This is a genomic window from Chloroflexus sp. (genome assembly GCF_049970315.1).
Lineage (GTDB): Bacteria > Chloroflexota > Chloroflexia > Chloroflexales > Chloroflexaceae > Chloroflexus.
Genome location: NZ_JBMFNE010000025.1, coordinates 1 through 19,736, shown reverse-complemented (window position 1 = coordinate 19,736; position 19,736 = coordinate 1). Strand labels below are relative to the sequence as shown.

The window sequence follows — 19,736 nt, the reverse complement described above, 5'->3', positions numbered from 1 at the left end:
AAGAATGTATGGACATCAAATGCACGTATCGCACACAGTGCGTGTCGATCAACGCTCTGCCCTGGTAACGGTGGGCATTCCGGGCGCAGTTACTAGGCGTGACGATGATCACACGGTTCACCTGCCGGCTCAGGGGTGATATTCACTACCGCTGGCTCCACCCGGCTTCCACCATCCCGGGCTCGCTGGCGGGCAGACGGTAGCTACTCGTCCCCGTCATCGCCATTGAGTGACAGTATACGTCGAGAGTGATGCTGCGTCAAGTGTGGTGCGTACCGCGACGATGCGCTCGATCAGCACTTCACCCATTCCGGTCCAGGCATCATCTTCGTCATCGATAACGATGGCCGCTAATGCGAGTGGAGCGTCAGGTCGCTTGTTGCCGTTCCCGGCAATCAGTTTATCCTGAATCGGTCGACGGCTCACGGGAGTATTGATGGTTTGCCAGGCGGTTGGGCCGATAATGCCGGCAGTCAGTGCGAAGGTTTCACCTTCGCTGTCACGCAACCAAAGTCGGAGTCGGTTTCCGTTGCCGTCGCCGAAAAGCTGAACGGTGATGGCGGTCGTGTCGTTGGGCAGCGGGATGGGATCGCTCAGCTCAAAGGCCACGTAATCATTTGTCCGGGTGGTAAAGCGGTAGCTGATGCGGAAGACGCTACCGTCTTCGATCAATCGGAGTGAACCGTTGGGCTGGCTGGGACGTTGCCATTGCACAGGCTGGCTGCCGGTAAGGAGTGGAACGGTAGTAGTAGGTGGTTCTGGGCGACACGAGGCAAGTGTGTTGGCTAGTTTACGCATCGCTGTCGCTGCCGGTTTGGGTATGCTGAAATCGGCTCGTCCGCTCCCATACGCAAACAGCCCATACGGATTGTGTGGATCGTCTTTGAGCATATACCAAAAGACGACAGCCACGCCACCGTACCAAAGCGCACAGTAGGCACGGGCGAGGTACGCAGCTTGATAAGCAGCATTCGTCAAGCCGAGGGCATCGCGGTCGCCGGGGCCACTCGCCCACCCAACTTCGGTAGCCCAAATCGGTTTCATACCGTATCGGGCAGCCACGGCGCGCACACCATCAGCAGCAGCGATAAGATTTCCCTCTTCTGGACTGAGTGGATCGACGTAGGGGTGAATAGCAATTACATCGAAGGCGTCCCAGCCGCCGTACTCGGCGATAGCGCGTAGAAAGGTCGTGTCAAAGGGATTGATACCACCAAGCACAATGGTGGCCGTTGGGTCGATGGTGCGGATCACACGCGCAGTCGCGATCAACAGACGAGTATACCGTTCGGGATCGGGTGCGGGTCGCCAAAACAAGGCCTGATCCGGTTCGTTCCAAATCTGCCAGTGCTTGATCAAATGGTGATAACGTTGGACGACAGCCCCAACGTAGGTAACAAATGCAGCTTCTTCAGGTGGGGCAAACGAAATCAGGTTGGGATGATCGGTCGGATCGGCGGTAGCCCAGCCAACGGATGGGCCGAACACACCCAGAATCTGTACATACTGACGGCTGAGCGCATGGAGAGCGGCATCGGTAAATACCCAATCCCAGACATCGGGTTGAGGTTGGATGCGATACCAATGCAGGTCTTCACGCACCCACTGCACTCCCAGGTCGGAGATAATCGCCGCCGGGATTTTCATCGTGGCAGCGTCGGGATAACGAGTTGCCAGATGACTGTTGATACCAATAGCCAGTGGCCCAGTTGGGCTGCGAATCGCGATTGGTTGGGTGATGAGCCGGTGTGGAGCAGGTGCATCGGCGACGAACATTACAGTAGTGGTGAGCAGTAATGTCAGATCGAGGAGTAATCTCATCTGTCGTGGTCGCATTCAAGAAGTGAGGATGCTAGCGTCATTGTATATACCTGATGTTCAACCCAGCCCTGCCCGATCTGCCGCCAACAGGTTACGTTCGGCAACGGCGCGAATCCGCATCGTTCGACCAAGCGGCGTGCAGCGATGTGTTGCGGTGCGATCAATGCTTCGAGGCGATGAAGTCCAAGTACTTGCCCGGCGTAATCAATAACGGAGGCTAACGCTTCGCTCATCAGCCCCTTCCGGCTTGACCGTTCCTCCATGCGACACTCGATCAGGGCAGTATGGTATACGAGACGATCAATGCAGTCGATCCAAATATCGCCGCAAATCCGTTCAAAAGGGTCGTCCTGTTGCACGAGGAAGAGGCGCACGTTGCGGCCGGTGGCGCGCATCGTTTCTTCCGCAGCCAATTGGCGTCGCTGCCCTTGTAAGGTAAAAAAATCGGCAGGTGGAATTGGCAACCAGTCTTCGCCAAACGTCCAGGCTCGATAAAAATAGCCGCGAACTGCCTCGTTATCGCACGGTGCCATCACGCGCAGCCAGAGGCGCGGCGTAGTGAGAATCGTCTTGTCCATCGATGTCACGACAGTGCTAGCAGTGGTTGAATCGGGTTTCACCATACTATTATTCGTCAATTTTTGGCGTAATCGCAATCATCGTTTGCCATTCTGCTACGACCGGAGCTAAATCACTCCCCGGCATGCTGATGAATGCCGGTGGCACAGTAAAGCTACCGGTTGCGGTGGTCTGTGCCGTGATGAGAATGCGATACACGCCACGGGCTAATCGTACACCGCCGAGCCGCACTTGCCGTCGTTCACGATCGATCGGTTGAACGGTAAGTTCAGTACCGGCGTCAACTGCGAGCGGAGTCAGACCGGCCGGGAGAGGTACGGCAACATCAAGCCGGAAGAGTGGCTGAGTGGTGAGCAGGATGAGTTCGATCTGCACCGGCCGATCAACGGTGAGCGAGTTGGTACTGGTGAGGTATTGCAGGCGAGCACGCACTTCGTTTGGCTGCGCAGGAGGTGCTGGACGACGCACCGTGATGAGTGCGGCTGTCTGAGCCGGTTCGATCCGCAGGGTGCCGCCGTTGAGCCGGAAACGTGCCACTTCACCTAGTGGCCGGTCGGTTGTCAACATATTGTTGTGGAAGACCTGCACCTCGCCATCGTCGGCCAATAATGTGGTGTTAAGGGCAAGGGCAACTCGTGCCACTTCATACGGCGTTGCCCAACCATCGATCTGCCAGTGCTGTATGAGAGCCGTGCGCCATTGGGTAAGACGTGGATCGGAGGGACGATCTTGCGCTAATGCCTGAATGACGCTCGCACTGACGGCGAGAGTGCTCGGTGGTAATCCTTCGGCGCCGGACCACAGCAAATGACTGTTCACAGTAACTTGTAAGGGATTGAGCAGTGTACCACGCTCGTTTGGCAATTGCAGGGCGGTAAACGCACGTCCGGCCGGTCCGGCACCGGTGGGGAGGGCCGGCGCCGAGTTAGCACCGTGGAGCGACATGACATAATTAATATAAGCCTGAGCATCGGCCGGTTGCATCAACCGTGTACGGCGTAGATAGCTTAGAGCCGGTTCGCTCAATTCACGATGCTCGTCAGACGGTGAAGGAAGTCGGCCTATTGCTTCGAGCACAAAGGCGGTCACGAAGGGATCGGAGGCCGTATTGGGCCACCAGCCCCATCCGCCATCGGGGTTACGAAGGCTGCGCAGTTGTGGTAACACGTTCTCGATAGCTGTTCGCCACCGGTCGGCTTCGGCAGTTGTGGTAGCGGTACGTTCGAGTTCACGACCGATCACAATGGCAGCGGCCAGCGTTTCCGCGGTTGGGGGCGTAGTTTGCAACAACCGTTGGGCTTGGTCGGCCAAAGCGGCACGGACACTTGCTGCAATGACGACTTCGTTGTCACCATCGGGAAGGGTGATGGTGATTGGGTCGGCGGCGAGGTATGTCTGGCCGGTAGTATACAGTGGAGGGTCACGCCATACCGGTATGGAGTATTCAATTGGTGGCAAGCTGATCGTATCGAACACTTCATAGCGCAAACTTACGAGCTTGGCATCGGGTTGTGGTTGTAAGCGCCAGGCGATTGGGACGGTTGTGCCGGCTGGTACGGTGGTGGTCTGTTCAAGCGGATCGAGGAGGATACCATCATTGAGCCAAAGCCGACTGCGCACCGTGCGGTCTTGTCCACCGAGATTGCGCAGGATGAGGGTTGCCGTCACCGTGTCGGCTGGGCGTAGGGCCGGGAGAGGAATGGCAATCGCTTCAAGGAGTTGGTTGGTATCGAGCATAGCACTGGCGATGGTAGCGATACCGTTTGGATAAACCGCAATCACGCTGAGTCGCCAGCGGCCGAGTTGATTTGGCAGGGTCACACTGATCGTGTGTTGGTTTTGGTTGGATTGAATACTCGCCGGCAGGATAATCCCGTCAAAATCGGTCTGTTGCTTTGGTGCGCGGGTTAAAGGTGCGAGAGGTTGATTCCAGTGCGTCAGGTCAACTGGCGGCGAATGGAGCGACGTGAGCACAACCAGTAGGGTGTCGGTTGCTGCCGTTGCCGTGAACGTGACCGTTGTGCCAGGTAAGACATCGGACTGGCTGATGTTCAGTTCTGGTGGCGGTGGAGGATCGATGGAGATCGTGGTAGATGTCATCCAATGCCGTACTCCATCATCAATCAGGGCGGTGAGTAGGGTCATTGGCGCCAGATCAGTGCTTATCGGTAGATCGAGCACCGTACCAGACTGCGCAGTAGTGATGAGGGTTTGGGCATGAGCGCCTTGACCGATAATGAGGAGGAGCGTTCGACTGCCGGCCGGTCCGGTGATCAAGACACGAGCCGTTTCGCCCACTGTATAGGACGAGCGATCGGGGATGATTTGCGGTTCGGCAGTAGATAGACCGAATCCGGCGACCCACAAGGGCCGACGGCTGAGAGCCATGCCTGCGCGGGCGGTGAGTTCGTAGCGGCCCGGTGCGAGTGGTACGAGATCGGCGCTTGCCTGACCATCATTGTTGGTACGAACACGACGCACGATCAGCGGCGGTTCGGTTGGGTTACGGCGCACTTCAAGTTCAACCAACGTATTCTCAATCGCTGCACCATCGGCTGTGTGCAACCACATCGTGATGGTGGCCCGTTCGTTGCGCTCAATGATCGCCGGAGCGTCGATCACCAACCGCGAACTACGAGGTGTAATTACCCCCTCTGTTTCACGTGAGAGCTGTTCGCCATCGGGGAGAAGGACGGTGAGAGCGAGTTGATAGCGTAGTGGGCGTAGCAGGTTTTCATCGGCCGGCAGATTGATCATCGCCCGACCGCTGGCGTCGGTGGTGGCACCGGCTTGGTTTTCGCTCACCCCACCGATCACCACGCCGTTGACTCCGTCAAGTTCGGCGACCGCGAGGGTTTCGAGGCGGAGTGTCCAACTGATGGTTGCACCGCTCACCGGTAGTCCAGCACGGGTCACATCAACCGCCAGACCGGCCGGGCGTGCGGGCGTGATTTGAACGGCCGTAACGGTAGACGGTTCCCTAACTCGAATTGGCAAACGGTAGACGCTATCGCCGATAACGACGGTTGCTGTATAGAGGCCGGGTGGAGTACGGGCATTCAATTGTAGACTGCCGTTAACAATACCGGTATCACTCACCGTACAGGCCACTGCGGGTGGTTGGTCGATCAGGTTTGGGCCGTCGAGTTGAACGGTACAATTGCTGCTCGTTGGCATCCCCAGCCGACCATCAGGTTGTTGAGCACGAACCAAGCCGTTGATTCGCACGACGCCACCCGGACGATAGCTCAACCGATCAGGGGCAAGCAGGGCTTGTATTCGTGGTTGTGTCGTTCTTAGTTCGGTACGGGCTAGCGCCAAGCCATTGCCTTCGGCCAAAGCAATTATCGGGAGTGGCAAACTACTATTCCCGGTTGACAGACCAGTCAACGGTACCCGCCACAGCCCCTGATCGTCACTTGTACCGCGCGCCAGTACTGTCTCTCCGATATAAACCGTCAACGGAATATTGCCGGCAGGTGTCCCGGTTCCACCGGTTGTCACCCAAAGTAGCAGTTCATCATTGTTCACCAACAGCGACAAATTCAGCGATGAGATGAGCAATAATCGGTCAGCCCGCAAACCGGCACTACCGGTCATCCGTAGATAGTATGCTCCCGGCGGCAAGGGATCACCGGCACTGTTGGTCGTGATCGGGAGCAAACTACGCACAAGGGTATCGGCCGGATCGTTCAGTAGCTCACGCCATGCACGCACGAGCGGTTGCCCATACCGTTCGGGAACGAAGCTAGCCCATTCGGTCGGTCGGAGTGAGAGCGCTCGGATCAGGGTTGACGGATCGAGTTGGTACAATTGGCTGTCGATCACCGATAGATTCATTCGCTCGATAGTTACTACCGGTTGCACATTGGCGAGAAACGAGAGAATGGTCTCGCCGATGACCTGTAACTGCGGTGGTGCACTGGCGGTACGAATGGTGAGCGACACATCACGGGCAAGTGGCACCCCACTGCGATCACGTGTACCGGCAGCAATGGTGATGGTATACGTCGTTGCTGCCTGTACGAGCGGTTGCAAGGTGATTCGATTCTCGTCCACTTCCAGTTCGAGGCTTGCCACCGGCGGATCAACGTGCAAACCGGCACGTATCTCAGCTTCGTCCATTGGGGTACTGAAGATCAAGCGAATCGCTTGACCTGGAGCGAGCGTCTGGCCTTGCCCCGGAAATGATGCGATAAGGAGCGGTTCAGTTTCGACGGTGAAGCTCCATGCAGCTACCGGTTCGCCACTTGGGTCGGGTTGGAGGCGGATCTGATAGGTTTGGCCGGGTGACCAACCGTTATAGGGGGTAAAGATAGTGATATAGCGATTGCCATCGATGAAACTGCTAAAATTGCCGCTGACAGCCGGAGTAATAGTTAACGCTGAGCTGAGCAGACGAGTATCAATTGGGGCATCAAACACCAAGGTCAGAGGCTGTTGCGGATTTACCCATTGCTCGTTGGGCAATGGTGTATGTTCGAGTAGAATTGGCCATGGCGTTGTGAATTGCCATTGGAACGGTTGACCAAGTTCAATCCCACGTGCATCACGGAGATTCGCATCGAGGGTGAGAGTGTAGGTGGTGATGGCCGTAAAGGCAGTTATCGGCTGCAACAACAACGTTTGCCGATCAAGCCATTCGCCATTCAGTTGTAGCGGTGGTGATATTCGGATCTGTTCCAGCGATGCAGGCTGACCGATTGCGTCTGGTTCAACCATTGGCTGGCTAAAGATAAGCGCAATTGGGGCTGTACGCGACTGCGGGGCCAATGCCGCGGTAACGGTAGGTTGGGCAGCAGTGGTAAACTCAACGTCAAGTGACCGAGCCAAGGGCCGCCACCATTGGCTCTGCGCGTTGGTCATCACCTGTACACGGTACGTTGTAGCCGGTTGCAGCGGTTGATCCGGGATCAAGCGCACACTACGTCGGTCTTCCGACCATTCCAGCTTGCCGGCGATTGGCGGATCGATGCGTAACGCCCGCACAACCGTAAACGGGTTCATCGGCGTGCTAAAGACGAGCGTGATGGTACTACGCGGCGGTACAACTTGACTTTGCGGTAAGGGATCACGCAATTGCGCAGTTGGCGTTTCAGCCCACGGTAATACCGGCACTAACCAGCGAATGGCCAGCCCCCCAAGTAAGCTTATCACTACGCCGAACAGCATGATTGTCCAAAGACGGGCCAGAACGCCCAGCCAGTGCTGTATACGTGTGATCATGCCTCTTGTTGATGATAGTGGATGACGCAAAGCGAACGAGTGTCTTCCATCAGATTGTACGGTGCGAGCGCCACGTTTCGTATGGTGTTAGTATACCATTGCCGCAGCGATCACTTGCTCACGATAACGATCCATCCATTCGGACAACCACCGGCCTTGCCCGAGTAGCTCAAGATGATAATCAGGGTCGGCATCGGGCGTGCTTAAGACACGTCGAAGATTACCTTGCAGCCACACCGTTTCGAGCATTGCCGGGAGGGCGTTCACTTCACGCGTCGACAAGGGTGCAATCGCATTATATGCGCTCAGCAACAATTTTACCCGCTCGATGTCAAGCGGCGCTCGATACACTCCCCACATTGACCAGTTGGGCGGCGGTGCGCCGATAGCCATATCAACCAGACCGTCAACCAGATCGACAAGGCGGGCATCAATGCCAATTTGATCGTAATCGATTAATGCTGCCACCGCATCGCCACGAAAGATCAGGTTATCGCGATGAATATCGCCGTGGATAAGTAAATGCGGTAACGCCGCATACGCTTCATCTCTTAACTGGCGACGTAGTTCGGCGATCCGTCGTTCGTACCAGTGCAAAGCATTTGTCAAATCACCGAGAATGTCACGCGTGATCAGGCGTTCGGTTAAGCTACCAAGGCTCGATGGGAGATAGCGGGGTAGCGGTGCAGGTGGCGGATCGGGAAAGTCGCTCACCGCCCGATGATAACTGGCCAGCACGCGGCCAATGTCACTTAGTTGGCGTGGTCGGTTGGGGTTGAACTCATCACCGATAATAAAGACGCTCAGTTCGTACACCCGGTCGTTAAGGATGACTACCGGCTCGCCGTTACGAGCCGGTAACACCCTTGGTGCGGGAAAACCGCGCTGATGCAGCCACTCGAGTAGGCGATGGCGTAAGCGGACGGCTTGCAAACCGTGCTGACGACGGTTACGTCGGATGACGAACCTGCCAACGGTTGTTTCGATAAATGCTGTCTCGTTGATCGCACCGTGACTTGCCGGACGGCTCGACCGTAACTCGCCGACGTCGTAGTATGCCAATACGCGGGCAATATCGTCGTGGGTCAGCATTACGCTTCCTCTTAGCCGTGCTCCCACCTTATTGTACCATTATGAGTATCGGATGGTGGTGGCATCGGTTAGGTCAAGGCATGATACTCGCTGTGATATACTAATGTGATATACTAAAAGGTATGAATACAGGACATGGAACCGGTCAGCAGATTCACCCTATTGTGCGCGTACCGTTCTCGGCCGGCGTACCGTTAATCGAGGCGACATTTGCTGCACGGTCTGGCCAATTTTTGGTTGAAGCGCAGATGGGCGGACGCATGGTGCGGGCACATTTAGCCGACCGTGGCCGTCTGGTTGATCTCCTCGTCCCCGGCGCTCGTCTGTTGCTTGCTCCGCGCGAAGAAGTTGGTCGCAAAACAGCGTTTCAAGTGGTGGCGGTCTATCAAGACAACGATTTAGTCTCACTTGACACCCAACTACCCAATCGTCTAATCGCTGCTGCGCTGTCGTTGGGAGCATTACCTCAGTTTGCACGTTATGGTAACATTCAGCGCGAGGTACAGCTCGGCCCGCACCGGATCGATTTTCGCCTAAGCGAAGGGTTGGATACCTGCTTGCTCGAAGTCAAGTCGGTTACTCGTTTGATCGATGGGGTTGCAGTCTTTCCTGATGCTCCGACCGAACGTGGTAGTCAGCATCTCGAATTATTGACCAACGCAGCGCGTAACGGTCAACGAGCAGCAGTAGTGTTTATCATCCAGCGGTCTCAAGGGGTTGCCTTTGCTCCTGATGAGACAATTGATCGGGCATTTAGCCGAGCGTTACGTACCGCACGCACACTTGGGGTTGAGATATACGCCTATCTTTGCCCGGTTACACCAACCGGTATCACACTTGGGCATGAAGTCCCGGTATTCATGTCGCTCGGTGCAGTTCCCAACGAATTACGCCGTCGCATGTGAGATTGTGGTGGCAAGCTCTTGGTTCATGGGCCGATGTGTGCGGTTAACAATGGACCAAGTGCTTCGTTCAATGCTCGATACCCAGCCCGATTAATGTGTAGCAAGTCAAGACGGTAACCTTCAGCGACAAAACCGTCATTTCCGGCTAATACCGCGCTACTATCGAAGATGAGCACATCAGGTGCTGCCATTGCTCGTATAGCGGTATTGACGCGCTCAATACCGGTAGCAATTAAGCCGGTTCCCGGATTGATCCGTTCGAAGGGATTTGGGCCGAGCGGAAAGATGGTCGTGAGGATAACGCGACTACCATCGGCGCGGGCGAGTTCGATAATTGCGCGCACGTTGGTGATCGTGTTTTGGATGATCATCTCGGTGTCGTGGGGAAATACCTCGAGCGCTGTCAGATCATTAACCCCAACTTGGATGATAACCCATTGCGGTTTGAGTGGACTCACCAGCAGGGGGTAGCTGAGCCGCGTTTGCATAGTCGTATGACCGGGTACACCGCAGTTGTCAATCGTAACGCCGGTAGGCGCTGGCCATGCTGCTGCTCGTGAATCGCCAACGAAGACTATCGTTGCTGGCATTGTTGGTGTACTGCGAACCGTGTTGAGGCCAAGCGGATCAAGACGGACAAGGTGAAAAAGGCGTTCATATTGAAATGCCCGTTGCCAACCCAAGAAACCGGCGACAAGGACCGTGCCTGATGTGACGATCCCAACAATCCAAACAAGGCGACGATCCAAATCAATGCCTCCTTACAGTACGGTCATCTCCGCTGCTATGTCGGTTTTGATACAATCTGCCGTTCTTCGATAGGCAACCGTGCTGCGCCAATACTGATGGCGAAACATGCTAAACTACTCACCGCAAACGCTGCTCCGTAGCCGAACGGTCCTACTACCAACGCGCCGATCAAGGGTGCAACTGCTCGTGCTGCCGATACAATCGAACTATCAAGGCCATACACGGCCCCTTCATTGCCGGTTGCCGTGTATCGGCCAAGCAATGCACTTAACGAAGGGGTAATCCCGCCGATTGCTGCTCCGCTGAGCACCTGTAAGATGAGAAGTTGCCAGACATTGCTCACCAAACCTTGTGGTGCAAAGGTCAGAGCGGCAAGGAGTGCGCTACCCATTAACACGTGTCGATGCCCGATCCGGTCACCGAGGCGACCAAGCCAGATCGCTGTGGCCGTACCGGCAGCAGATGAAACCCCGACGATCAGGCCGGTATAAGCGCTCACCGGGTCGTTGGCACTGAGCAGGCTGGCGATGAAGAGTGGCGCAAACGGCAGCAAAATCGTCTGCGCCAAACTGCTCAGAAAGCGCATACCATATGCAGGGCCGATGCCGGGAGTTCGCAGAATCGTCAACCAACCGCGTAGCATTCCGGTTGGTTGTTGTTTGGGCTTTACCGGTGCTGGCCGACCATCACGCACTCCTACCGTTACCAGTATACCTGATACAAGTAAGAGCGCTGCAGTTGCGATAAATGTGGCCCGAAATCCCAGCGTCTCGGCCATCAGTCCGCCAATCAGTGGGCCGGTAGCTGTGCCGCTCCATAGTCCCATCTGCAACGTTCCCATTGCAAACCCCATTCGTTCGCGCGGGGTAACAGTTGCTACCAGCGCATTCGCTGCCGAAATCGTGCCGGTAATCATCCCCTGAATTGCCCGTAGGAGCGTTAACTCCTCAGCCGACCGTGCAAATCCCATCAGCAACAGAATTATTGCACCACCGTACATTGCTCGTTCGACCATCAACTTGTAGCCGAACCGGTCGGCCAACGATCCCCAAATCGGTGCAGCAATGGCCATGGTGAGGGCTTGCAATGAGAAGACTAACCCAGACCATAAGGCAATATCACCGACCGTAGCGACACCGAGATAAGCGACGTAGAGTGGTAAAAAAGGGAAAATAATTGAAAATCCGATTGCCGAAAGGAATTGCGCAACGAACATGATCCATAAAGTTGTTTGCCAACGTGTTTGCATAAGTTTTTGATGAATGCGATACGCTTCGAGTAGGTCTAAACAGCCGTGTGGAGGTCTGAAATTGGTACAACGAATATCGATCAGATGGTTGCTGTTGCTACCGTGTGGTCCTTATCCTGACTCGATAGAGCTATTCCACGATGCCTAAAAGTTCATGATCTGAGCTTCGCCGTTCTCAACCGACATGCGGTAACACCTGTGTAGCAAATGCTTCTAACCGGTTGAGATCATCTAAATCGAGCCACTGCACCATCAGCCGCTCAACACCTACCGCCGCGAAGGTATGAATCTGTTCGATCACTTCACCGGCTGTACCTACCAGCACCCCGCGTGCGCGTAGTGTCGCCCGGTCACGTCCGGTGAGCATCCGTTTGACTTCAGCGTCATCACGCCCAAAGACCGACCCGGTCATCAGCGACCGTCGGACAGCCGCACGAGGACGCCCGGCTGCCACCAACAGTTCGTCGAGTTTAGTGTTGAGTTGGGCAAAGCGATCCGGTGGCACGAACACGGCATTCCACTCATCGGCGTAGCGGGCAGTGAGCGGAAGGGTGCGCTTTTCGCCGTTGCCACCGATTACAATCGGTGGACCGCCTGGACGTTGTGGACGCGGGAGCAAGATGGCGTCGCGTAATTGGTAGTATTCCCCGATCCACGTGATTGGTGTCTCGCTGCGCAATAGGCGTGTGACCACCTCAAGCCCCTCGGCAAAACGGTGAAACCGCTCCTGAACCTGAAGGAGATCAAAGCCAAACATGGTATGTTCGCGCTCTTGCCAACCTGCGCCTAAGCCGAGCTGTAATCTACCACCCGCCAAATCATCGACGGCGGCTGCCATTCGTGCCGTGAGTGCCGGATGGCGGAACGAGACCGGTGAGACGAGTGGGCCGAATTCGATCCGTTTGGTGTGCGAAGCCAGCCACGTCAGTGAAACCCACAGCTCGAGCGATTCTTTTTCCGGGGGGTTGGCATTGGTGAAATGGTCAGATCGGTACAATCCGACAAAGCCGAGATCTTCTGCCGCTTGAGCCAGGCGCTGCCAACGTGGCCATGTCAACCTGTTTTGACCTTCGATCATGAGAGCGATTTCAATCGGCATGGTGCTGCTCCTTGTTGGTGTGTAGTAGCGCTACCCTTGTTTGGTTGATCGTAGCGCTGTACCCGTACAATGATGGTATAGTATCTGTGGGCCACATTGCGGCTTAAATGCTAGTATACCGCAAAAAATAGTTGATGCGTCCATTTTTTGTCTACGGAACGTTGAAGCGGGGACAATCAAATTATGCTCGCCTATTGGCCGGGCGGACGGTGAGTGAAATGCGGGCTTGGTTGCCCAACGCTGCGCTCTATACCGCCGGTCCATATCCATTTCTGATCGAAGCGGTTGATCTGGCGCCACCCGGCGCGACCGTTTTTGGTGAACTCATGACAGTGGCAGTGAACCAGTATCGGCAAACGTTGGCGCTGCTCGATGAGTTAGAGGATTTTGTCCCCGGTCGTGTCGGTAATCTCTACGAGCGGGTTATCAGGACGGTTCAGACGGCTACCGCATCGTGTGAGGCATGGGTGTACATTGCCGGAGCTGTTGTAGAAGCAGCTATTCGACGTGGTGAATTATGGTTGATCGACAGCGGCGAGTGGTCATGAGCCGTTACGGAGTAAGCAAATGAGCAAACGTATCGTCAATGTTGGGTTAGTGCAGATGCGCTGTACTGCCGATCCAGATACTAATCTTGCGCAAGCGGAAGCCGGTATTCGGACTGCTGCGGCTCAAGGGGCGCAGATCGTCTGCTTACCGGAACTGTTTCGTTCACTGTATTTTTGCCAGAGCGAGGATCACGCCAATTTCGCGCTGGCTGAGCCGGTTCCCGGTCCAAGTACCGAACGTTTTAGTGCGTTGGCGGCTGAGTTGGGTATCGTGATCGTCGCGAGTCTGTTTGAGAAACGGGCCGAAGGTCTCTACCACAATACGGCGGCGGTAATCGATGCCGATGGTCGTTATCTGGGCAAATATCGCAAGATGCACATACCCGACGACCCACTGTTTTACGAGAAGTTCTATTTTACGCCAGGTGATCTTGGTTTTAAAGTATTCCAGACACGCTACGCTCGCATTGGTGTGCTTATCTGCTGGGATCAGTGGTATCCTGAAGCGGCGCGCCTGACGGCGTTGCGTGGGGCTGATATTCTCTGTTATCCCACTGCGATTGGCTGGCATCCCTCAGAAAAAGCCGAATACGGAGTCACCCAGCATCAAAGTTGGGAGATCATTCAGCGTTCACACGGAATTGCTAACGGCTGCTATGTGGTGAGTATCAACCGTACCGGACACGAAGGCGATCCCGATGGCGGCATTGAGTTTTGGGGACAGAGTTTTATCTCCGACCCGGCGGGAATGGTGATTGCCCGTGCGCCGGTTGATGAACCGGCTGTGTTGGTTGCACCGGTCGATCTAGACAAGATCGATGTGCAACGTACCCACTGGCCGTTCCTACGTGATCGCCGTATCGACGCTTATGGCGAGATTACCCGTCGCTATATCGATGAGGAGTAAGCCGATGCCGACGCCTGCTGAATTAGGTTACTTCATGCCCGCAGAATGGGCGCCGCATCAAGCAACGTGGCTATCGTGGCCGCATAAAGAGGCGAGCTGGCCGGGGCTGATCGAACGGATCTGGCCGGTCTATGCGCGTTTTGTCGCCGAACTGGCCTGCAGCGAGACCGTACACATCAACGTGAATGATGCAGCGATGGCTGCGCAAGCCCGTGCATTTTTGGCCGAGGTCGGTGCTACGGGTGATATTCGCTTGCACGAGTTCCCGACCAATGACGCCTGGTGCCGTGACCACGGGGCTATTTTTATTGTGCGTGATGGCCCGCATGGTCGTGAACTGGCGGCGACTGATTGGGAGTTCAATGCGTGGGGCAATAAGTATCCACCCTACGATCTTGACAACCAGATACCGGCTCGTATGGCCGAGTATCTTGGGGTGCCCCGCTTCTGCGGTGGAATGGTGCTCGAAGGTGGCTCGATTGAGGTTGACGGTAATGGGTTGTTGCTCACATCCGAACAATGTTTACTCAACTCTAACCGCAACCCACACATGACCCGAGCAGAGATTGAACAACGTCTCCGCGATATGCTCGGCGTCCATACCATTCTCTGGCTTGGTGAGGGTATTGTCGGTGATGATACCGATGGTCATGTCGATGATCTGGCCCGCTTTGTCGCCCCAAGTACAGTGGTTACGGTCGTCGAAGAAGATTCTACCGACGAAAATTATCACGTGCTCCAAGACAATTTGCAGCGTCTGCAACATATGCACGATGCTGCCGGTAAACCACTGACGATTCTTACCATTCCGATGCCGCCACCGGTGTATTATCAGGGGCAGCGGCTACCCGCCTCGTATGCTAATTTTTACATTGCGAATCATGCGGTGATTGTACCGGTTTTCAATCATCCTAACGATCAACGAGCATGTGAGGTCTTGCAGCGCTGTTTCCCCGACCGGCGCATCGTTGGGATTGATGCCACCGACGTGGTGTGGGGATTAGGTGCGTGGCATTGTCTCAGTCAGCAAGTGCCCGCCGTGAGGTAGTTCTCGCCGAGCAACGTATGGAATGCGGCAGTTATTTTGCCGCATTCCAAAGTAAATCACGACCGGAACGCATGCATTCTTCCGCCAACCCTACCGCCCCTGTTCAAGCACCTCCCGGATGCGGTCGTGCGGCTCGATGATCAGTTTGCCACTCGAACGTGACACCGGCCGTAACTCATCTGGTTCAAGTACGCAGAGAAATGGGTTGTCGCCGCCAAGGGCGCGGTGATCGGCAGCGCTGAGGCAAAAGAGATCGAACGTACCCATAATGTAGCGTGGTAATTCCAGGACTCCGCTGTCTCTCGGTGCAACTTCAATCCAGAGATCCATAACAGGAATACTCACCACCATCGCCTCGTGCGCTGTGTTGTGGATGGTAAGCATCGGTTCGTGTGTTGGTGGCAACGTGATGCTGCTTGGCATGCAACCGCCAGTATTCAGGGTGAGATCGGCTACCGGTGTTGGTGCAGCACATGCGCTCAATGATACCGTGATCATCAATAAGAGGATCGCACACCATTGTATGTGTATACGCTGTACCACCGAACCTTCCTCACTACTACCGACAGTGCTGAATCACCGGCACGAAAATACGATGCTCCGTAGTAGTAGGTGCTACCGTTTCCGCCGAAAGTACCGGCGGCAAATCGGCTCCACGCACAATGCCGAGCGGCGTATACGACGTCAAGCCAGGGAAGATCACTCCAAGCCGAGGGTTGCCCAACCGACGGATCAAGATCTCGCTCAGCACTTGTCGGAAGTCAGTTGTAATCTGCAAATCTTGCCGTTTATCAAGCTGATCGGGATGCAACCCCGGCCACGTACCATACACTTTGCGTCCATTAACATTGCCGCCCAGTACCATCATCACATTTCCGTGTCCGTGATCGGTACCGTTCGACTGGTTACGTCCCAAGCGACGACCAAATTCGCTCAGAACAACGATGGTCAAGCGGTTGTGATATGCTGCAAGATCATTGTAAAACGCGCCCAATCCCTGCGAAAGCACACCGAGTCGATCGGGTAAGTAGCCACTACCATCACTGTTTGCCTGTGCTTCGTGTGTATCCCAGCCACCGAAGTCAACGGTCGCTACTTGCAAACCAATCTCAGCTTTGATCAACTGAGCTACCGTCTTCAGCGCATCGCCAAATGTACCGGAAGGATAAGCGATACTTGAAGCGGGTGTGTAGCTCCCCATAGTACGCATCAGATCAAACACCTGTGCCACTCGCCGACCGGCCGATGCCAACGGATAGACTGTGCTGCGGTTGTACATCTCGCGCAGTGTACTCAGGAACGGAAAATTATCTTGTTCGCGGTTGTATCGCCAATGTGTGCTCACCGTGAAACCGCTCGGCGACGACAGTGCTACTGCCGGCGGGTGATTGAGCAGTGAGGCCGGCACGGCGGTATTTGCTGCAACTGCCGGTAGTAAACTACTGCTTCCTCCCTGCGACTGCAAATGACGGGTGAGCCAGCCGCTGTTTGTGGTTTTATTGCCCGGTGTCCCGCGCTCAATATAATCCATCGCGTCGAAGTGGCTGCGCGTATCATCGGTAAGACCACAGGCATGAATGAACGCAAGATGACCACTGTTGTAGAGGTCGCGTACATGCACCATCTTGCTATTAAGGCCAAAGCTGTTCGTGTTATACGAAGGGTTGTATGTATCAATCCGCAACGGCGCGTTGGGGCCGCTTAATGGCAAGGCCAACACCCCCCTTGCCGAACGGTAGTGGGTATCATCGTAGGGGCTAAGCAGGCTAAGGCCATCGCAACCACCACGCAAGAAGATCTGCACAAAAATCTCATTGGTGGCCTGCGGCTGTGCCGGCTCAGCAAAGGCCAAGTGGCCGATCCGGGCCGCTGCCATAGCGGCAATCGCGGCGCTACAACCCATCAGAAACTCACGGCGTGTCCACTGCATGTCAGTCTCTCCTTTGGTGAGGCGCCGCTTACCGCAACCAGAACTCAGGACTCATCGCCAATAATTGCACCATAACATTGATGCGGTCACGTACCGCGTCTGCACTTCCCCAATCCGGCGCACCGCGCAACGGCTGCGGTGGCTGATTTGGATCACCACCTTGCGCCAAAAAGTTGATCAGTAGCGTCCGTAGATCGCCGCTTGGTGTATAGGACAACATCCGTTGCAGCCAAAAATCAACAATGCCGACACACGAGAGACTGGCTGGAGTTTGACCAACGATGTCAATCGCGAAGTTACCTCCCCACGATTGCGTGATCGTGTAGAAGATACTCCATGTCCTGGTGAGCGCATTCGTGTTAGCCCAATACTCAGCACGCTCAGGGTGACCGGTCGGCGTATCCCACCCAAATAAACGGTGACCGGTCTGATCGACACTCCAGAAGAGGCTCTGCCAATAATTTCCCTTCGTCTCGTCGCCATTGACAGAAGGGACGTCGTTAGGTGCAGTGGCATTCGTAGCACGCAAGAAGGCCCAGATTGCTTCCAACGGACGACGCACCTTTCGCCCGAAAGTGTTTTTGGCTTCTGGTGACAACAAAATCGTTTCCACCACTCTTCGGATCTGATCGGGCGAGTCACGATGTTCCATCCAGACTATGGTTGCGCGATCGATCAACGACTCAGGTGGATCATCGGCTACGAGTCGCCGGCAAAGTTTCTTGCACAGGTTGCGTCCTGTTCCGGGGTGGCGAGCCACCAGGCGCAAGACCTTTTCACCGTCTTCCTGCGCACCTCTGTTATATGAGAAATTAGGCGCTGGCGGAACTCCGGGTAAGGGAGCCGGAGCGAGTACGGTTTTTGGGAAGTTATCGTGCCAAGCTTCCAAGAGATAAAATGCACCGGTGTTGGGTAGTCCGTCGCGTCCGTTGGCAATCGTCCAACCGGTCAAGCAGCGTGCCGTCTCGTACACATCGTAATCGATATAAGCAGAAGCATAACGTTCATTACCATACTCAACGACCGGAATATCCCCGCGCTGATCGTAAAATTTGAGATAGTTATCGCTGCCGAGCGTATGTAACTCGAAGAGTTCACGGGCAAAGTTTTCATTACCCCCTTCGCCACCACCGGCTTTATTGCTGACGTTGTTGAGGTAGTACATCATTGCCACGCTCTTGGTCACATCAAGGAGCATAGCATTAAAATTGCCAAGCGCGTGGGTGCGAATGATGCGGTCATAATCTGGCCATGTCGCCGCAATCCGTGAGTCGGCATCTGCGCGCACATTGAAGTGATTGTGCCAGAAATCGACCAATACCTCAAAAAGCTGCCGGCGACTATACAAGGCCCGCAACCACGTTGCCACCCGTACTTCGACATAGGGACGTATCCGTTCAGACCAATCTAAATCTGGTACGACACGTTGCTGCCACAGTGTTTCACGCGCAGCATTAAGCCAGCTCAGTGAGCGGACTTCGTTGACAGTTTGGTTGTTGCGGGTGTAACGAATCTTAAGTTGAGTTGCAGCGATCCGGTTAGTGCAGGGGGTATCATCAATAGCTGTAGGGTTCAGTTGCTGGCGCACCCAGTTGTCGAATCGCTCTTCGTCGCTTGCTCCCGGCGTCGCATCGTACATCGCCATCAGTTCAGGGCTAGGGCCGAATGCTAAACGCCGCATTGCAATGGTACGTAGCGAGGGGGGTATGTATTGACAAGCGGTAGCCGGGGTAGCAGGGCTACCTACAGCAGCAAAACCGGCGGCTGCTAACCCGGCCATCAGTGCAACTCCTCCCTCAAGAAGATTCCGGCGAGTGAGTTCCATGTATGAGCTTCCTCCGGGTATCAGTTCTAACAGCAATCGCAACGATGTTGTGCGGTCACCGTTGACGGTGGGTTGTCGAAAGATGAACATTTTGTTGACAGTATCATAATCTTGCGAGTGTACATAGTAGTATCGCCTAAAGGTACTATTTTTGTGATAGGAATAACAAAAAATGGAGATTTATAGTGAGAAGACAACATGTTCTATGAACATACTTTCAACCAAAAGCGAGCAATGAGATGAGTATTTTGTAAGCAAGTGATAGCGCTTGAAATGATTGCCTGACTGCGATCCGCAGAAGGGGGAACATTGGGCTTAGCGGATAAGGGTATACAGCTTTGATTCCCGCAGGCGGTACGGCGACGATAGATGGAGCATTAATGTGGGACACCATGTGCTCTAGCGGGGGCAGATTGCTCGCTGCACTCGCAATGACAGATGATACTGCGCTCACCCACTCCCTATTGTCATTTCAAGGGCGCACCAGCGCCCGCGAAATCTTACCGTGCGGCAGATTGCTCGCTGCGCTCGCAATGACAGATGATACTGCGCTCACCCACTCCCTATTGTCATTTCGCGGGCGCAGCAGGGCAAATCATCCGGTATAAACACAGCGCCGGTCGCGGTGGGCAATACCCCCGACCGCGACCGGCACTGACGTTCTCACCCTGACACGCAAGCGTGGTGAACATGACGCGCCGTAGCTGCATGGTGTATTGTTGGGAGACACTCCCTAGAAAGGAGGTGATCCAGCCGC

Annotated in this window: 14 protein-coding genes; 4 read left to right on the top strand and 10 right to left on the bottom strand. The window is 55.1% G+C overall.

Annotation, left to right across the window (positions count from 1 at the left end):
• Window positions 1–216: 216 nt before the first annotated feature.
• The 4 genes from ACP5OT_RS14740 to ACP5OT_RS14725 form a co-directional block, all read right to left on the bottom strand.
• A complete protein-coding gene (locus ACP5OT_RS14740) occupies window positions 217–1,821 on the bottom strand; it encodes a glycosyl hydrolase (protein WP_428132560.1) in 1,605 nt (534 codons plus the stop codon).
• Window positions 1,818–2,444 carry a GNAT family N-acetyltransferase gene (locus tag ACP5OT_RS14735; RefSeq protein WP_424677093.1) on the bottom strand — a complete coding sequence of 209 codons (627 nt, stop codon included), beginning with the start codon at window positions 2,442–2,444 and terminating at the stop codon, window positions 1,818–1,820. Before ACP5OT_RS14735 ends, ACP5OT_RS14740 begins: the two co-directional genes overlap by 4 nt.
• Window positions 2,445–2,448: 4 nt before the next feature.
• On the bottom strand, window positions 2,449–7,626 hold the full coding sequence (locus tag ACP5OT_RS14730) for an Ig-like domain-containing protein (protein ID WP_428132558.1): 5,178 nt from the start codon (window positions 7,624–7,626) through the stop codon (window positions 2,449–2,451).
• Window positions 7,627–7,713: 87 nt separating this feature from the next.
• A complete protein-coding gene (locus tag ACP5OT_RS14725; protein ID WP_424677095.1) occupies window positions 7,714–8,718 on the bottom strand; it encodes a homoserine kinase in 1,005 nt (334 codons plus the stop codon).
• A 122-nt stretch (window positions 8,719–8,840) separates the two neighbouring features.
• Between ACP5OT_RS14725 and sfsA the strand changes: the two genes are divergently transcribed.
• A complete protein-coding gene (gene sfsA / locus ACP5OT_RS14720; protein ID WP_424677096.1) occupies window positions 8,841–9,623 on the top strand; it encodes a DNA/RNA nuclease SfsA in 783 nt (260 codons plus the stop codon).
• A 23-nt stretch (window positions 9,624–9,646) separates the two neighbouring features.
• Here sfsA and ACP5OT_RS14715 read toward each other — a convergent pair whose 3' ends face one another.
• The 3 genes from ACP5OT_RS14715 to ACP5OT_RS14705 form a co-directional block, all read right to left on the bottom strand.
• Window positions 9,647–10,372, bottom strand: coding sequence for an SGNH/GDSL hydrolase family protein (locus ACP5OT_RS14715; protein WP_428112632.1), 726 nt, complete (start codon window positions 10,370–10,372; stop codon window positions 9,647–9,649).
• Window positions 10,373–10,407: 35 nt separating this feature from the next.
• Entirely contained in the window at window positions 10,408–11,622 is a 1,215-nt protein-coding gene (locus ACP5OT_RS14710) for an MFS transporter (protein WP_428112630.1), read from the bottom strand.
• Between the two features lie 175 nt (window positions 11,623–11,797).
• A complete protein-coding gene (locus tag ACP5OT_RS14705) occupies window positions 11,798–12,721 on the bottom strand; it encodes an LLM class F420-dependent oxidoreductase (RefSeq protein ID WP_428132555.1) in 924 nt (307 codons plus the stop codon).
• A gap of 134 nt (window positions 12,722–12,855) precedes the next feature.
• On the opposite strand from ACP5OT_RS14705, the gene ACP5OT_RS14700 reads away from it, so the two are divergent.
• From ACP5OT_RS14700 to ACP5OT_RS14690, 3 genes are read left to right on the top strand one after another with little or no spacing between them, the layout of a single operon-like run.
• A complete protein-coding gene (locus ACP5OT_RS14700; protein WP_424677101.1) occupies window positions 12,856–13,269 on the top strand; it encodes a gamma-glutamylcyclotransferase family protein in 414 nt (137 codons plus the stop codon).
• A 19-nt stretch (window positions 13,270–13,288) separates the two neighbouring features.
• The gene (locus ACP5OT_RS14695) at window positions 13,289–14,176 is read left to right on the top strand and encodes a carbon-nitrogen hydrolase (RefSeq protein ID WP_424677102.1); all 888 of its coding nucleotides are present in this window, start codon (window positions 13,289–13,291) and stop codon (window positions 14,174–14,176) included.
• A gap of 4 nt (window positions 14,177–14,180) precedes the next feature.
• A complete protein-coding gene (locus ACP5OT_RS14690) occupies window positions 14,181–15,224 on the top strand; it encodes an agmatine deiminase family protein (protein WP_424677103.1) in 1,044 nt (347 codons plus the stop codon).
• 90 nt (window positions 15,225–15,314) lie between these two features.
• Here the strand turns inward: ACP5OT_RS14690 and ACP5OT_RS14685 are convergent, their stop codons facing one another.
• The 3 genes from ACP5OT_RS14685 to ACP5OT_RS14675 are packed head-to-tail and all read right to left on the bottom strand — an operon-like array spanning window position 15,315 to window position 18,979.
• Window positions 15,315–15,767 carry a cupredoxin domain-containing protein gene (locus ACP5OT_RS14685; RefSeq protein ID WP_428132553.1) on the bottom strand — a complete coding sequence of 151 codons (453 nt, stop codon included), beginning with the start codon at window positions 15,765–15,767 and terminating at the stop codon, window positions 15,315–15,317.
• A 16-nt stretch (window positions 15,768–15,783) separates the two neighbouring features.
• Window positions 15,784–17,154, bottom strand: coding sequence for a DUF1501 domain-containing protein (locus ACP5OT_RS14680; protein ID WP_424677105.1), 1,371 nt, complete (start codon window positions 17,152–17,154; stop codon window positions 15,784–15,786).
• A 28-nt stretch (window positions 17,155–17,182) separates the two neighbouring features.
• Entirely contained in the window at window positions 17,183–18,979 is a 1,797-nt protein-coding gene (locus tag ACP5OT_RS14675; protein WP_424677106.1) for a DUF1800 domain-containing protein, read from the bottom strand.
• Window positions 18,980–19,736 lie beyond the last annotated feature (757 nt).